At 70.2% G+C, this 15,629-nt stretch carries 15 protein-coding genes; 11 read left to right on the forward strand and 4 right to left on the reverse strand.

Annotated features, from left to right (window positions below):
* The first annotated feature begins 42 nt into the window (after positions 1 to 42).
* The 5 genes from ABVN73_RS14265 to ABVN73_RS14285 all read left to right on the forward strand — a co-directional run bounded on the left by ABVN73_RS14265 (position 43) and on the right by ABVN73_RS14285 (position 5,928).
* Complete coding sequence (locus ABVN73_RS14265; protein ID WP_353860321.1) at positions 43 to 681, forward strand: gamma-glutamylcyclotransferase; 639 nt, start codon at positions 43 to 45, stop codon at positions 679 to 681.
* A 49-nt stretch (positions 682 to 730) separates the two neighbouring features.
* Positions 731 to 2,680 carry a M1 family aminopeptidase gene (locus tag ABVN73_RS14270; RefSeq protein WP_353860322.1) on the forward strand — a complete coding sequence of 650 codons (1,950 nt, stop codon included), beginning with the start codon at positions 731 to 733 and terminating at the stop codon, positions 2,678 to 2,680.
* Positions 2,681 to 2,785: 105 nt separating this feature from the next.
* Positions 2,786 to 3,418 (forward strand): SH3 domain-containing protein, encoded by a 633-nt coding sequence (locus tag ABVN73_RS14275; protein ID WP_353860323.1) that lies wholly within the window; start codon positions 2,786 to 2,788, stop codon positions 3,416 to 3,418.
* Between the two features lie 137 nt (positions 3,419 to 3,555).
* Complete coding sequence (gene hypD / locus ABVN73_RS14280; protein WP_353860324.1) at positions 3,556 to 4,695, forward strand: hydrogenase formation protein HypD; 1,140 nt, start codon at positions 3,556 to 3,558, stop codon at positions 4,693 to 4,695.
* Positions 4,696 to 4,839: 144 nt separating this feature from the next.
* Complete coding sequence (locus ABVN73_RS14285; RefSeq protein WP_353860325.1) at positions 4,840 to 5,928, forward strand: TRAP transporter substrate-binding protein; 1,089 nt, start codon at positions 4,840 to 4,842, stop codon at positions 5,926 to 5,928.
* Between the two features lie 45 nt (positions 5,929 to 5,973).
* On the opposite strand, the gene ABVN73_RS14290 is transcribed toward ABVN73_RS14285, so the two are convergent.
* Both ABVN73_RS14290 and ABVN73_RS14295 read right to left on the reverse strand, forming a co-directional pair.
* Positions 5,974 to 6,186 carry a hypothetical protein gene (locus ABVN73_RS14290; protein ID WP_353860326.1) on the reverse strand — a complete coding sequence of 71 codons (213 nt, stop codon included), beginning with the start codon at positions 6,184 to 6,186 and terminating at the stop codon, positions 5,974 to 5,976.
* Between the two features lie 121 nt (positions 6,187 to 6,307).
* Positions 6,308 to 7,927, reverse strand: a complete 1,620-nt coding sequence (locus ABVN73_RS14295) for an ABC-F family ATP-binding cassette domain-containing protein (RefSeq protein WP_353860327.1) — start codon at positions 7,925 to 7,927, stop codon at positions 6,308 to 6,310.
* A 140-nt stretch (positions 7,928 to 8,067) separates the two neighbouring features.
* Here ABVN73_RS14295 and ABVN73_RS14300 point away from each other — a divergent pair, with 140 nt between their 5' ends.
* Positions 8,068 to 8,796 carry an AraC family transcriptional regulator gene (locus tag ABVN73_RS14300; RefSeq protein ID WP_353860328.1) on the forward strand — a complete coding sequence of 243 codons (729 nt, stop codon included), beginning with the start codon at positions 8,068 to 8,070 and terminating at the stop codon, positions 8,794 to 8,796.
* A 123-nt stretch (positions 8,797 to 8,919) separates the two neighbouring features.
* Entirely contained in the window at positions 8,920 to 9,372 is a 453-nt protein-coding gene (locus ABVN73_RS14305) for a DMT family transporter (protein WP_353860329.1), read from the forward strand.
* A 6-nt stretch (positions 9,373 to 9,378) separates the two neighbouring features.
* Here ABVN73_RS14305 and ABVN73_RS14310 read toward each other — a convergent pair whose 3' ends face one another.
* Entirely contained in the window at positions 9,379 to 10,161 is a 783-nt protein-coding gene (locus ABVN73_RS14310; RefSeq protein WP_353860330.1) for an NAD(P)H-dependent oxidoreductase, read from the reverse strand.
* A 96-nt stretch (positions 10,162 to 10,257) separates the two neighbouring features.
* Between ABVN73_RS14310 and ABVN73_RS14315 the strand changes: the two genes are divergently transcribed.
* Entirely contained in the window at positions 10,258 to 11,187 is a 930-nt protein-coding gene (locus tag ABVN73_RS14315; RefSeq protein ID WP_353860331.1) for a LysR family transcriptional regulator, read from the forward strand.
* Positions 11,188 to 11,212: 25 nt separating this feature from the next.
* Here ABVN73_RS14315 and ABVN73_RS14320 read toward each other — a convergent pair whose 3' ends face one another.
* Positions 11,213 to 12,445, reverse strand: coding sequence for a benzoate/H(+) symporter BenE family transporter (locus ABVN73_RS14320; protein WP_353860332.1), 1,233 nt, complete (start codon positions 12,443 to 12,445; stop codon positions 11,213 to 11,215).
* A 113-nt stretch (positions 12,446 to 12,558) separates the two neighbouring features.
* On the opposite strand from ABVN73_RS14320, the gene ABVN73_RS14325 reads away from it, so the two are divergent.
* From ABVN73_RS14325 to ABVN73_RS14335, 3 genes are all read left to right on the forward strand, one after another.
* Positions 12,559 to 14,046 carry a PLP-dependent aminotransferase family protein gene (locus tag ABVN73_RS14325; protein ID WP_353860333.1) on the forward strand — a complete coding sequence of 496 codons (1,488 nt, stop codon included), beginning with the start codon at positions 12,559 to 12,561 and terminating at the stop codon, positions 14,044 to 14,046.
* A 136-nt stretch (positions 14,047 to 14,182) separates the two neighbouring features.
* On the forward strand, positions 14,183 to 14,884 hold the full coding sequence (locus ABVN73_RS14330; protein WP_353860334.1) for a glutamine amidotransferase: 702 nt from the start codon (positions 14,183 to 14,185) through the stop codon (positions 14,882 to 14,884).
* A gap of 100 nt (positions 14,885 to 14,984) precedes the next feature.
* On the forward strand, positions 14,985 to 15,629 hold the full coding sequence (locus ABVN73_RS14335) for a DedA family protein (protein WP_353860335.1): 645 nt from the start codon (positions 14,985 to 14,987) through the stop codon (positions 15,627 to 15,629).

Below are 15,629 nucleotides of genomic sequence, written 5' to 3' on the forward strand. Positions count from 1 at the left end.
CGTGTCGCCACCAGTCGGCGCACGCTGCATTACTTAAGGGTCATGCTGCTCTATACGCAATCGCCTGTTGCCGAGCTTCCGGTCACCGAACCGGTGCAGCGTCCGGCATCCTCCGCCTCTTCCTGGTCCGCCGACATCGCCGTGACGCCTGGCGCCGACCTTTGGGTCTTCGCCTACGGCTCGCTGATGTGGAACCCGGAATTCCCCTTCCTGGAGCGCCACCCGGCGGTGCTGGGCGGCTATCACCGCCGCTTCTGCGTGTCCTCCCACCGCTACCGCGGCACGCCGGAGCGGCCGGGGCTGGTGCTCGGGCTGGACCGCGGCGGCTCCTGCCGGGGCATCGTCTTCCGCGTGGCGGCGGAGCGGGTGCCGGAGACCCTCGATTACCTGTGGGACCGCGAGATGCTGAACCGCGTCTACCGGCCCAAGCTGCTGCCGGTGCGCCCGCGCGACGGCGGGGCGCCGGTCTCCGCCTGCACCTTCGTGGTGGACCGCCGCCACCGGCAATATTGCGGCTGCATGGACGAGACCGCGATGGCCGAGCGCATCGCCTGCTGCCGTGGCGAGCGCGGTCCGAACCTGGATTATCTCGCCAACACGGTCGCTCATCTGGAGGCCATCGGCATCCACGACCGCGGGCTGTGCAGCCTGCTGACCGCGGTGCGCGCGCGGGTGGGGTGACCGGGGCCAGCGCTGGCGCGGCGCAGCCCAAGGCATATATTGCTGAGCGATGCGCACCCTCCTCCTCGCCCTTCTGGGCGTCCTTGCCGCCGCGCCCGGTTGGGCCGCCGGCCTGCACCATGACCTGACCGTCACGCTCGACCCCGCCGCACGGCGGCTGGAGGTCGAGGACCGGCTGCGCCTGCCCGCCGGGGCGCACCGGCTGCTGCTGGCGCCCGGGCTGGCGGTCGGCGAGGCCCGGCTGGACGGCAAGCCGGTCGCGGTGCGCGGCAACGCCCTGCCGGTGACCGTTCCGGCAGGCGGCGGCGAGCTTCGCCTGCGCTACGCCGGAACCCTGCCGCCCCTGACGCCGGAGTCGCGCGGCGGCGGCGGTGGGGCGGAGGGCGCCTATCTGCCCGCCGGCACGGGCTGGATTCCGACCCCCGAGGGTGACGCTGGGACGGAACCGCCGTCCTGGCGCCTGTCGGTCCGGGTGCCGGCGCCCTTCGTCGCGGTGGCGACGGGGCGGCTGGTGGAGGAGACGCGCGACGGCTCCGGCTACGCCGCGACCTTCACGGAGGAGCGCAGCGTCGAGGAGCCGTCGCTCTTCGCCGGGGCGTGGCAGGTGACGGAGCGGATGCACGGGGATTTGCGCCTGCGCACCTACTTCCATCCGGAGCAGGCCGCGCTGGCGGACGAGTATCTGGACCTCAGCGCCCGGACCATCGACGCCCAGGCGGCGCGGATCGGCGCCTACCCCTTCGCCGGCTTCGCCATCCTGTCGGCGCCGCTGCCGGTCGGGCTGGGTTTTCCGGGGCTGACCTACATCGGGCGTCAGGTGATGCCGCTGCCCTTCATCCGCGCCCAGTCGCTGCCCCACGAGATCCTGCACAACTGGTGGGGCAACGGGGTGCGCGCGGGCGAGGGCGGCACATGGCCCGGCAACTGGTCGGAGGGGCTGACCACCTTCATGGCCGACTACGCGGCGGCGGAGGCGCGCGGGGAGGACGCGGCGCGGGCGATGCGGCTGGACTGGCTGCGCGACTACGCCGCCCTGCCGGCGGAGCGCGATTCCGCCCTGACCGACTTCCGCGCCAAGGTCCACGACGCCGCCCAGATCGTCGGGTACGGCAAGGCGGCGATGCTGTTCCACATGCTGCGCGCCGAGATCGGGGCGGACGCCTTCGATGCGGGAATCCGCCGCTTCTGGGAGGAAAAGCGCTTCCAGGATGCGGGGTGGGACGACCTGCGCCGGGCCTTCGCGGCGGCGTCGGGACGGGAGCTTGGCCCTTTCTTCGCGCAATGGCTGACCCGCGTGGGGGCGCCGACGCTGGAGCTGGTGGAAGCGAAAGGTGATGGCGGCGGCGTGACGCTGACCCTGCGCCAGGGCGAGCCGGCCTATGGCCTGACCGTGCCCGTGGAGGTGCGGACCGCGGCGGGGACGGAACGCCACGACGTCCGCCTCGATGGGCGCGAAACGACGGCGACGATCCGGACCGCGCCGCCGCCGCGGGCGCTCGCGGTCGATCCCGGCTTCGGCCTGTTCCGCCGTCTGGCGGCGGGGGAGGCGCCGCCGATCCTGCGCGACGTGACCTTGGACCATGCCGCCGCCACGGTCATCGCCGCCGACGGTCCGGCCGCCGAGGCCGCCCGCGCGCTGGCCGAGCGTCTGGCCGATGGCAAACCGCGCATCGCCACGGCCGACCGCGCCGATCCCGCCGCACCGCTCGCCGTGATCGGGACGGCGGGGGAGGTCGAGCGGCTGCTGGCCCGGCTCGGCCTGCCGCCGGTTCCGGACGGCCTGAAGGGGCGCGGCACCGCGCGGGTGTGGACCGCGCGAACCGCGCAAGGCCGCCCGCTGCTGGCGGTGGCGGCGGACGACGCGACGGCGCTTCAGGCGCTGCTGCGTCCGCTGCCCCATTACGGGCGGCAGAGCTGGCTGGTCTTCGAGGGCCCCCGTGCCGTCGACCGCGGCGTCTGGTCCGCCGGGGACAGCCCCCTGCGTGTGTCTTTCGAGTAGTTCCGCCCGCCCGTCCTCTGTCCATGGAGCATACCCCGCCTTTGCCTGTTGTAGGGAAAACGGCGCGCGATGCGCGCGTTCTGCGGGAGAATGCACATGTCTCGGATGACGACGAGTTTGCTCGGAACCCTGGCCGGCCTCGGCGTGGCGGCGGCGCTGGCCCTGCCCGCGGCGGCGGCCCCCGGCGACATCCACACGGTGACCGGCGAGAAGGTCAACCTGCGCGCGGCCCCGTCCGACAACGCCTCGGTCCGCTCCACGGTCACTCGCGGCGACGAGGTGATCGAGCTGAAGCAGGAGGGCAACTGGATCGGCGTGCGCTCGATGCGCACCGGCGAGGAGGGCTGGGTCTTCGGCGACCTCGTGAAGCGGCAGACGCCCAGCACGCTCGGCGGCGCGTCGTCCGCGGCGTCGGACGCCGGGTTCGGACGGATCTCCTCGGGCTTCGACGGGCTGCTGGCCGGCATCAACAACCAGCTCGGCTACCGCTTCGCGGAGAAGGTGGAGCAATCGGGCAACGGCGCGCTGCGCGTCATCCCCACCCAGGAATGGCTCTACAACACCAGCCGCGAGGCCAAGATCTACGCGGCGCTGGCGCTCTACGAGATGTGGAAGAACCACAACAACGGGCGTCCGGTGAGCGTGGCTCTGGGCTCCCCCGGCTCCTCCGCCATCGCCATCGAGGATTCGGGGCGGGGGCCGGAGCTGTCGCTGCCGATGATGGGCGCTTCCAAGTAAGGGCGCCGGCGCACGGGCGCTCCGCGGCGGGGACGGCACGGGGCCGCCCCGCCGCGCCCCATTCTTGATCCGCATCAACGCCAGCCCTCCCCGCCGCTGTCCAAATGCCGCCACGGCAGGCCGAAGGGGCGGGGGCGATGAAGTATGTCGATGAATTCCGGGACGCGGAACTGGCCCGCGGCATCGCCGCCGCCATCGCGCGCGAGGCGGCGACCGGGCGGACCTTTCACCTGATGGAGTTCTGCGGCGGCCACACCCACGCGGTGTCCCGCTACGGCATCCCCGACCTGCTGCCGGACAATGTGCGGATGATCCATGGGCCGGGCTGTCCGGTCTGCGTCCTGCCGGTGGGGCGGATCGACGACGCCATCGCCATCGCGCGCCAGCCCGGCGTGATCCTGTGCACCTACGGCGACGTGCTGCGCGTTCCGGGGTCGGGGCGGGTCAGCCTGCTGAAGGCCAAGGCCGAGGGGGCGGACGTGCGGATGGTGCTGTCCACCATGGACGCCCTGCGGATCGCCGAGGAGAACCCGGACCGCGAGGTCGTCTTCCTCGCCATCGGCTTCGAGACGACCACGCCGCCGACCGCGGTGGCCGTCCACGCCGCCCGGGCCAGGGGGCTGCGGAATTTCAGCGTCTTCTGCAACCACGTCCTGACCCCGGCGGCCATCCGGGGCATCATGGACAGCCCGGAGGTGCGGGAGATGGGCACGCTGCCGCTCGACGGCGTCGTCGGGCCGGCCCACGTCTCGGTGGTCATCGGCAGCCGCCCTTATGAGTTCGTCGCGGAGTCCTACGGCAAGCCGGTGGTGATCGCCGGGTTCGAGCCGCTGGACGTGCTCCAGGCCATCCTGATGCTGATCCGGCAGGTCAACGAAGGGCGGGCGGCGGTGGAGAACCAGTTCACCCGCGCGGTCACTCCGGACGGCAACCGCAAGGCCCAACGGCTCGTCGCGGAGACCTTCGACGTGCGGTCCAGCTTCGAATGGCGGGGCCTCGGTGCGCTTCTCGACAGCGGCTTGCGGCTGAAGGAGGGTTTTGCCGCCTTCGACGCGGAGCGGCGCTTCGCCGTGCCGGGCCGCGCGGTGCCCGACCACAAGGGCTGCGAGTGCGGCGATATCCTGCGCGGGGTGAAGAAGCCCAGCGATTGCCGGCTGTTCGGCACCGTCTGCACGCCGGAGAACCCAATGGGCTCCTGCATGGTGTCGGCGGAGGGGGGCTGCGCCGCCCATTACACGTATGGGCGCTTCCGCGACCACCGGTTGGCGGTGCCATAATCAACGGTTTCAACCGCAAACCATTTGTCACGATATATTTCGTCGGGGAAGCTATTCGCCCATTGCACGGCTAACCTTTTGCGGGGGCTCGAAAGGCGCTGATAAGTTCGTTCCTGAACAAAAGAACAGGAGGGGACTTCCCGTATGAAACGCCGTTCATTCCTTGCCAGCGCCGGTGTCGGCGTCGCGGCCAGCACCCTGGCGGCTCCGGCCATCGCGCAGAGCACGCCGGAGGTGCATTGGCGCCTCGCCTCCAGCTTCCCGAAGAGCCTGGACACCATTTACGGCGCCGCCGACGTGATTTCGCGCCGCGTCGCCGCCATCACCGACAACAAGTTCACGATCCGTCCCTTCGCCTCGGGTGAGATCGTTCCCGGCCTCCAGGTGCTCGACGCCGTGCAGAACGGCACGGTCGAGTGCGGCCACACCGCCAGCTATTACTATGTCGGCAAGGACCCGACCTTCACCTTCGATTCGACGGTGCCGTTCGGCCTGAACGCCCGCCAGCAGAACGCCTGGATTCTCCAGGGCGGCGGCATGGAGCTGCTGCGCGAGTTCTTCAAGGGCTACAACGTCGTCAACTTCCCGGCGGGCAACACCGGCACCCAGATGGGCGGCTGGTTCCGCAAGGAGATCAAGACGGTCCAGGACCTGAGCGGCCTGAAGTTCCGCATCGGCGGCTTCGCCGGCCAGGTTCTGACCAAGCTGGGCGTCGTGCCGCAGCAGATCGCCGGTGGCGACATCTACCCGTCGCTGGAAAAGGGCACCATCGACGCCGCCGAGTGGATCGGCCCCTACGACGACGAGAAGCTCGGCTTCAACAAGGTCGCCAAGTACTACTATTATCCCGGCTGGTGGGAAGGCGGCCTGAACGTCTCGCTTCTGGTCAACCAGCAGAAGTGGGAAGAGCTGCCGAAGCCTTATCAGGCGGCCCTGGAGGCGGCCTGCTTCGAGGCGCTGGCGATCATGAACGCCAAGTATGACGCCGACAACCCCGCCGCCCTGAAGCGTCTGGTGGCCGGCGGCGCCCAGCTCCGTCCCTTCCCGCGCGAGGTGATGGAGGCGTGCTACAAGGCGGCCTTCGAGCTGTACGACGAGACGGCCAAGAACAACCCGAAGTTCGCCAAGATCTACGAGCCGTGGAAGAAGTTCCGCGACGAGGAATTCCTGTGGTTCCGCGTCGCCGAGAACAGCTTCGACAACTTCACCTTCACCGCCGGTCAGCGCCGGTAAGGGGGGACCGGTGCGGCGCGTCGCGGCGCCGCACCGTCTCGGCCGCTACCGAGCGGCCAGCTTCTGCGACAGGCGTTGCAAATCCTGCGACGCGCGGTCCGCGATGCGCTGGGCGGCGACCAGCGTGTCCGTCAGATTGCCGACGTCCGGGGCGATCTCGCCCGCGGCGTCGGACATCTCGTCCAGGGCCTTCACCGCGGTGTCGATCAGGCGGATGACCAGCCCCGCGGGGCCGTCGGCGTTGTCGTACCCTGCCATTCCAAAATCTCCATGGTTGCGCAGACCAGCCCGAACGACACGGGAACGAGTGTCCATGGAGGGGGTGGAACGCGCAAGCCGCTTGTTGCGGCGCACGCGTTCCCGCCGGGACGCGCCGGCGTCAGTGGATGCCCGGCGCCTCGTGCCCGGTGCTCGCCACATACTCGGTGTAGCCGCCGCCATACTGGTGGATGCCTTCCGGAGTCAGCTCCAGCACCCGGTTCGACAGGGCGGCCAGGAAATGGCGGTCGTGCGAGACGAACAGCATGGTGCCCTCGTAGGCGCCCAGCGCCGCGATCAGCATCTGCTTGGTGTCGAGGTCGAGGTGGTTGGTCGGCTCGTCCAGCACCAGGAAGTTGGGCGGGTTGAACAGCATGATCGCCATGACCAGCCGGGCCTTCTCGCCGCCGGACAGGACGCGGCACTTCTTCTCCACATCGTCGCCGGAGAAGCCGAAGCAGCCGGCCAGAGCGCGCAGCGCTCCCTGGCTCGCCTGCGGGAAGGAGGTCTCCAGCGAGTCGAAGATGGTCTTGTCGCCGTCCAGCAAATCCATGGCGTGCTGGGAGAAATAGCCCATGCGCACGCTGCCGCCGACCGTGACGGTGCCGCTGTCCGGCTCGGTCGCGCCGGCCACCAGCTTCAGCAGCGTCGATTTGCCGGCGCCGTTGACGCCCATGACGCACCAGCGCTCCTTGCGGCGGATCGTCAGGTCCAGCCCCTCGTAGATGGTCCGGCTGCCGTAGCCCTTGTGCACGTTCTTCAGCACCGCGACGTCGTCGCCCGAGCGCGGGGCCGGCGGGAAGTCGAAGGTCACGATCTGGCGGCGCTTGGGCGGCTCGAAGCGTTCGATCTTGTCGAGCTTCTTCACCCGGCTCTGGACCTGGCTGGCGTGTGAGGCGCGGGCCTTGAAGCGCTCGATGAACTTCAGCTCCTTGGCCAGCATGGCCTGCTGGCGCTCGAACTGCGCCTCCTGCTGCTTCTCGCGCAGCGCCCGCTGGCGCTCGTAGAAGCCGTAGTCGCCGGAGTAGCTGGTCAGCGACCCGCTGTCGATCTCGATGATCTTGTTGACGATGCGGTTCATGAACTCGCGGTCGTGCGAGGTCATCAGCAGGGCGCCCTCGAAGCCCTTCAGGAAGCCTTCCAGCCAGATCAGGCTTTCGATGTCCAGGTGGTTGCTCGGCTCGTCGAGCAGCATGACCTCGGGCCGCATCAGCAGGATGCGGGCCAGCGCCACGCGCATCTTCCAGCCGCCGGACAGCTTGCCGACGTCCATGTCCATCATTTCCTGGCTGAAGCTGAGACCGGCGAGCACCTCGCGCGCCTTGCCCTCCAGCTCGTAGCCGCCCAGCTCGTCGAAGCGGGCCTGGACCTCGCCGTAGCGCTCGATGATGGCGTCCATCTCGTCGGCGCGGTCGGGGTCGGCCATGGCGGCCTCCAGCTCGGCCAGCTCCGCGGCGACGGTGCTGACCGGGCCGGCGCCGTCCATCACCTCGGCGACGGCGGAGCGGCCGGACATCTCGCCGACGTCCTGGTTGAAGTAGCCGATGGTCACCTGCTTCTCGATCGCCACCTGACCCGTGTCCGGCAAATCCTCGCCGGTGATCATGCGGAACAGCGTCGTCTTGCCCGCCCCGTTGGGACCGACGAGCCCGATCTTTTCACCACGGTTCAATGCCGCCGATGCTTCGAGAAAGAGGATTCGGTGACCATTCTGCTTGCTGACGTTGTCGAAGCGGATCATGTGCGGCTGCGTTCCTGCGGCGTTGTTCCCATGGCGTGGCGGGGGCTCTTATGCCACAGGATGTGCGGTGCAATGGAGTCCAGATCGGCGCCATGCGAAAATCCCCGTCCGGAAACCGATCGATGGGAAGGGCCACCGTCATGACGCCGCTGCCGCTTCCGGTGACGCAGACCCCAGCCGGGCGTTCCCACCCTGTCTGGGACTACTGGCGTCCGGCCGGCGGCGGCATCGTCGAGCTGGGGACGGTGCGCGGGCTCGACGTGGCCCTGCCGGTGCATTTCCACCGCGAGGATCAGCTGACCTTCGTCCTGGCGGGGCGGCGGCGCTTCGTCATCGCGGGGGAACCGTGCGAAGCCGGTCCCGGCGAGGGGCTGCACATCCCGGCGGGCCTTCCCCATCGCTCGCTGGGCGGGGCGGACGGGGTCGTCTGCGTCAACCTCTACACGCCGCCCGGCCTGCACGCCGCGGCGGACGTGATCGCCGGGCTGGCCCGGCACTGGCGGCGGACGGGCGGACTGGGCTGGACCGACCTGACGCGGATCGCCGGGGACCATTGCCGGTCCTTGGGCACCGGGCCGGGGGCCGCACCCACGTCCACGGGGGGCGAGGCGTGGGACAGCGTCGGCGCGGCCGCCCGCCGCGCCGGGATGAGCCGCGAAGGCTATTCCCGCCGATTCCGCAAGCACCACGGCGTTCCACCGCACGCCTTCGCGCTTCAGGAGCGGCTGAACGAGGCGCGGTTGCTGCTCCGCGCCGGAGAGTCCATCGCGGCGGTCGCGGCGGACACCGGCTTCACCGACCAGAGCCATCTCGGCCGCTGCTTCCGCCGCGCCTTCGGCGTGACGCCGGGCCGCTACCGGGCCGGGTAGGTCACATCTGTACCAGACCGCCGCCGCTCCGCCTGCTACCCATCCGCCCGAGAGCGCCGCACGGACAAGGGTCCGGCGGCGCATCCACAGGTAATCGCCCACAGGCAATCTTGGGAGCATGGCATGTCCATCGCAGTGTCCGCCGTCTCGTACCTCCTGGTCATCGGCGCCGGGGTCAGCGTCGCGTTGCAGCAGGTCCTCAACGCCAACCTCAGGGCCGACCTCGGCTCGCCCTGGTGGGCGGGCTTCGTCAGCTACGTCGTCGGCATGCTGGCGATGCTGGCGGTGGCACTCCTCGCGCCCGGCCCCCGCCTCGCCGAAGCGGTGGGCGGGGTGGGGTCGTGGGTCACCTGGACCGGCGGGCTGTTCGGCGCGCTGTTCATCGGGACGGCCATCCTGATGGTGCCCCGCCTGGGGGCGGCGACGGTGCTGGCTTTGATCGTGGTCGGCCAGATGCTCGGCTCGCTCGCCTTCGACCATGTCGGCCTGCTCGGCCTGCCGCAGCAGCCGATCAGCCCGACCCGGCTGGCCGGTGCCGCCTCCCTGGTCCTTGGTGTCGTCCTGATCCGGCTGTAAGCGCTCTCAGGCGGTGCGGTGCAGGGCGAAGCCCGACGCGCCGGGGGCTTCCAGATCGGGGCGGAGTTCAAGGCTGGGGATCGCATAGTCGCCGCCGTTCTGACGGCGGAAGGGGATCGGCGCCGTCGTCTCCAGCGTGCGCATCCGCTCCCGCAATTGCTCCGCCGCCCGCGCGAAGCCAGTCTCATCGAAGCGGTCCACCCGGTAGGCGACGAAGGGCGGCAGAACGTCGTAGCCGGGGTAATGCAGGATGCCGTGGTTGATCGGGAACAGCAGGTCGTCGATCGGGCCGTTGATGCCGCGCGGCGCGTAATGCTCGGCCCAGCCGCCCGTCGTCACAACCAGCATGGCGCGCTTCCCGGCGAAGCGGCCCTCGCCGTAGCGGTCGCCCCAGCGGCGGTCGCTGTGCTCGCCGACGCCATAGGCGAGACCGTAGGCGTAGACGCGGTCGACCCAGCCCTTGAGGATCGCCGGCATGGTGAACCACCAGAGCGGGAACTGCAGGATCAGCGCGTCGGCCCACAGCAGCTTCTCATGCTCGGCCTTCACGTCGTCGGTCAGCGCGTCGGCGGCGAAGGCGGCGCCGGAGGCGGCGGCCACCTTCAGGCGCTCCCCCTCGCCGAGCGTGGGGAAGTCGGCGCGATCCACAGCCGCCTTCCAGTTCATGGCGTAGAGGTCGGACACCCGCACCGCGTGCCCCTGCGCCTCCAGTTCCGCGACGGCGGCATCGCGCAGGGCGGCGTTGAGGGAGCGGGGGTCGGGATGGGCGAAGACGATCAACACGTTCATCACAGGCACCTGTTCGCTCGAAGCATGTGCGCTCCAAGCTATGCGGACGGCAATTGATCCGGTAGACAAGGTGAATGGATAGAACTCTGCCGTAAAATGGATCAATCGAACGTCACGCTGGACCGCATGCGGACCTTCGTCCGCGTCGCCGAACGGGGAAGCCTGTCGGCGGTGGCGCGCGAGATGGCCATCGGCCAGTCCAGCGTCACCCGGCACATCCGCGAGCTGGAGGAGGCGTTGGGCGTCGCCCTGTTCAGCCGGACCACGCGGCGCGTCACGCTGACCACGGAGGGCGAGCGCTACTACGCCAACGCCGTCCAGATTTTGCGCCTCGTCGAACAGGCGGGCGACGAGGCGCGCGACACCGGCCGCGCCTCGGCCGGAACGGTGCGCGTGTCCTGCACGGCGGCGCTCGGTGTCCGGCACATCAGCCGGCTGATCTTCGCCTTCCAGGACCGCCATCCGGACATTGCCGTCGATCTCCGCCTGACCGACGAGCGCGTCGACCTCGTGCGCGACGGGGTGGACATCGCCATCCGCCTCGGACCGCTCACCGACAGCTCCCTGAAGCGGCGGGCGCTCGGGCTGAGCCGGCGTGTGCTCGTCGGGTCGCCGGCCTGTCTTGAGCGGCACGGCCGGCCGACGACGCCGGCCGACCTCGCTGGGTTCGACGGAGTCCGCATGTCGAACATCGCGGGGAGCGACCGGCTGACTCTGGAAGGGCCGAACGGCGCGTTTCACGCCGTGTCCCTGGGGGGACGGCTGCGGGTCGATCACGGGCTCGCCGCGCGGGAGGCCTACCTCGCCGGCCGCGGCATCGGCCCGGCCCATGTCTGGCTGGTGGACGACCTGCTCGCCGACGGTCGCCTGGAGGTTCTCCTGCCGGACCACGCGCCGCCCGCCGTGCCGCTCAACCTGCTGATCGTCCCGGAACGGGCCGGCATCGCGCGGGTCCGGCTGCTGGTGGAGTTCCTGGCGGAGGCGGTCGCGACCATCCCCGGGATCGAGCGGTCGCCCCGGGGATAGCCGATCAGAGGGCCTTGACGGTCGGTTACGTGGCCGCCCCTTCGCTCACCGCCACGTCGCGGCGCGCGCGCCGGGGCAGGCGCAGGCGTCCGTTGAGGACGAGGTGGGCGAGGAGGCCGATCAGCAGGCCCCAGAACGCTCCGCCGATGCCGAGCAGCTTGATGTTCGCGGCGGACGCCAGGAAGGTGATCAGCGCCGCCTCGCGGGACGCCGGGTTGGCCATCGCCCCGGCCAGGCTGCCGCCGATGGTCCCAAGCAGCGCCAGACCGGCGAGCGCGGTGATGAAGGTCGCGGGAAAGGCCATGAAGACGGCGGCCAGCGTCACCCCGAACACCCCGACGAGCACGTAGAAGACGCCCGCCGCGATCCCGGCGATCCACCGCTTGGACGGGTCCTCATGCGCCTCCTTGCCGGTCGCGATGGCGGCGGTGATGGCGGCGATGTTGAAGGCGTGGGAGCCGAACGGGGCCATGAGCAGCGAGCCGAGGCCGGTCACCGTCACGATGGGGTTGGCGCTGGTCGTGAAGCCGTCGTTCCGCAGGACCAGCATTCCCGGCATGTACTGGCCGGACAGCGTGATCAGGAACAGCGGCAGCGCGACCGACAGCAGGGCGTTCAGCGAGAAGGCCGGCGCGGTGAAGACCGGGGCGGCGAACTCCAGCGACAGCCCCGACAGGTCGACGCGGCCCTGCGTCAGCAGGAAGGCGAGCCCGAGGATCAGGATGCCGACCACGGCGTAGCGGGCGGAGAACCGCTTCAGCGCGACGTAGGCGACGATCAGCAGGCCGACCAGCAGCGGATCGACGCTGGCGCCGCCGAACGCCCCGATGCCGAAGGGGAGCAGGATGCCGGCGAGAAGGCCGGAGGCGATGCCGGGCGGGATCAGCCGGATGACCTTCTCGAAGCAGCCCGACAGGCCAAGCGCGACGAAGGCTGCCGCCGAGATCATGTAGGCGCCGACCGCCTCGGCGTGGGGCGTCGTCGCCAGCGCGGTGACGAGGAACGCCGCGGCCGGGGTGGACCAGGCGGTGATGATCGGCTCGCGATGGCGCCAGCTGAGGAACAGCCCGGTCAACCCGACGCCGATGGAGACCGACCAGACCCAGGAGGCGGTGAGGTCGGGGCCGAGGCCCGCGACCTTCGCCGCCTGGAAGACCAGGATGAAGGTGCCGCCGTAGTTGACGATGACGGAAATCAGCCCCGCCACGACGGGGTGGGTGAGATCGTTGAGGCGGATGGGGTTCGGCTTGGGTGGCATGGCTGCGCGGGACCTCCGGACGGTTCGAGCCGCAAGGGCGATGGGCGGCCTTGACAACTACCCGGCCAATGGCCTGATGTACCCATCCGCTTTTCCGAAGAAGGCCAGACCATTTGTTCCGGCATTCCCAGCTCGAGTCCGTGAAGGCGTGGATCGCCAACCCCGCCCACGCCGCGATGCCGCTCCACGCGCGGATTCAGCGGGCCGTCCGGCAACTGATCGTCGACGGCGCGCTCGGGCCGGGCAAGCCGCTGCCCGCCTCGCGCGCGCTCGCCGCCTCGCTGGGGGTGTCGCGCGACACGATCGAGGCGGCATACACCCAGCTTCACGCCGAAGGTTTTATCGACCGGCGCGTCGGCAGCGGCAGCTTCGTCGCGGAGATCACCGAGTTCGCCCCCGGCCGCCGGTCCCGGCGCGACACGCTCGCGAGCGATCAGGCACCGGCGCTCAGCCGGCGCGGGGCCGCGGTGTTCGACGGTGGCGGCGTGCGCGAGATGCCGGCGCCGCGCCCCTTCGCCCATGGCGTTCCGGAAACCCGGACCTTTCCGCTCGCGCTCTGGGAGCGTCTGGAGCGGCAGGTGCGCAAGGAGGTCGGCGCGCAAAGCCTGTTCCACGGCGACCCGCAGGGGACGGAGCCGCTTCGCCGCGCCATTGCCGATTATGTGAACCTCGAACGCGGCGCGCGCGCCACCGCCGACCGCGTCCTGGTGCTGACCAGTTCGCAACAGGCGATGGCGCTCTGCGCGAGCATGCTGCTCGACCCCGGCGACGGGATTTTCCTGGAGGACCCGGCCTATTACGGCGCGCGCAAGGCGTTCGAGGCGGCGGGGCTGGACTGCGTTCCGATCCGCGTCGACCGGCAGGGCATCGTCGTCGATCAGATCCTGGCCGCGCCGCAGCGGGCGAAGGCGGTGTTCCTGACGCCGTCCCACCAGTTCCCGACCGGCGCGACGCTGACGCTGGACCGCCGCCTCGCCCTGATCGAGTGGGCGGCGCGGCATCAGGCCTGGATCATCGAGGACGACTATGACAGCGAGTTCCGCTACGCGGGCAAGCCGACGGCCTGCGTCCAGGGGCTCGATCCGCATGGCCGCACCATCTACATCGGCACTTTCACCAAATCGCTCTTTCCCGGGCTGCGGATCGGCTACGCCGTGCTGCCGCCCCAGCTCGTGAAGCCGATGACGGTGGCGCGCACCCTGCTGGACGGCCATACGGCGCCGATGGCCCAGCTCACGCTGGCCCGCTTCATGGAGGGCGGGCATTTCGGGGCGCACGTCCGAACCATGCGCGGCGTCTATGCCGAGCGGCTCGACGTACTGGCGGGTCTCGTCGCCAAGCACCTGTCGGACTTCGTCGAGCCGCAGGTGCCCATCGGCGGGCTGCAGATGCCCTGCCTGCTGACCGGCGGCCTTGCCGAGCGCACCGCCGTCGACGCGGCGCGGCGGGCCGGAATTGAACTGCTCGGCCTGTCGGCGCTGCACGCCGCCGGTGACGGTAGGGCCGGATTCCTGATGGGCTTCGCGGCTTACACGCCCTTTGAGATCGAGACGGCGGTCAGAAAGCTGGAGAAGGCGTTCCGCGCGGCGACGAAGCGGTAAAGTCGGCGGGCCTCCGGAACAAGGAGAATTGGTCTGGACCGTTGCTGGAAAATGGCTGGGCGCAGCGAGCCATTCGTCTGGTATCCGAGAGCCGACCAATCCACGACGTTCCCGGTGCGGGAGCGGGAGGCGACCCATGCACAAATCGGCGCTGGCGATCCGGCATGTCCATTTTGAAGACCTTGGCATCTTCGGCGCGGTGCTGTCGGATGCCGGCTACGCGGTCCGCTATCATGATCTCGACGCGGCGCCGTTCGCGACGCTCGATCCGCTGGAGCCGGATTTGCTGATCGTCCTCGGCGGTCCCGTCGGGGTCTACGACAGCGACGCCTATCCGTATCTCGCCGAGGAATCCGCGCTCCTGGCGGCAAGGCTGGCCGCGCGGCGCCCGACGCTCGGCATCTGCCTCGGGGCGCAGCAGATCGCCAAGGCGCTCGGCGCGGCGGTGCGTCCCATGGGCCACAAGGAAATCGGCTTCGGGCCGCTCACCCTGACCGATGCCGGACGGGCCGGGCCGCTTCGCCATCTGGAGGGCGTTTCGGTGCTCCACTGGCATGGGGACGCCTTCCAGATTCCCGACGGGGCGGAAAGCCTGGCGATGACGCCACTCTGCGCAACCCAGGGATTCGCGGTCGGCCGGCACGCGCTGGCCCTGCAATTCCATCCGGAGGTCGATGCGACCGCCGGCATCGAGCGATGGCTGACGGGCCATGCCGCCGAACTGGCCGGGGCCGGCATCGACCCGCGCGTGCTGCGCGGTCAAGCGGCGCGGATCGGCCCGGAATTGCGCGAGGCCGGGCAAAAGATGCTGGCCGAGTGGCTTCAGGCCGCGCCCTGATTCCTGTGCGGTGAGGCGGAATGGGGTTTCCATCGATCTGCACGGCGCTGCCGATCTGTGGCACAGTCCGCTCCGACGAGCCGCCTCACAGGGAACCTGAATGAACGACGCAGCAAGAAACGTTCTGATCGACGGCATGGAGCGTTGGAGCGCCTTCATCGAGGCGAACGCATCCTGGGCGGAGGTGATCTTCTTCCTGTGCGCGTTCGCGGAGTCCCTGGCCTTCGTCGGGTTCGTGGTGCCGGGCGTGGTGCTGATCGCCGCGGGAGGCGCGCTCGTCGCCTCCGGCGCCCTCGGCTTCTGGCAGGTCTACGTCGCCCTCGCGCTGGGCGCGGTGCTGGGCGACGCCGTGTCCTACTGGCTCGGCCGGGTGTTCGGCGATCGGGTCCCGGTCGTCTGGCCGTTCCGCCAACGGCCTGAGCTTCTGGAGCGGGGCAGCCGATTCTTCCTGCGCCACGGCGGCAAGAGCGTCTTCTTTGCCCGCTTCCTCGGGCCGCTGCGGCCGGTGGTGCCGATCACCGCCGGGATGATGGCGATGCCGCACCACAGCTTCCAGACCGCCAACCTGCTGTCCGCGGTGATCTGGGTGCCCCTGATGATGGCGCCCGGCATCGCCATCGCAAAGGGCGTCGGCATCGAAGACCTCCTGTCCGGCGCCGCGGCGCCGCCGGCCGTCACCCGGAACGGGGGCGACGCGCCCTGCGTGCCGGCGCCGCCGATTTCCGGCGAACCGTCGCGGTGCTGA

The organism is Azospirillum formosense (assembly GCF_040500525.1).
GTDB classification, from domain to species: Bacteria; Pseudomonadota; Alphaproteobacteria; order Azospirillales; family Azospirillaceae; genus Azospirillum; species Azospirillum formosense_A.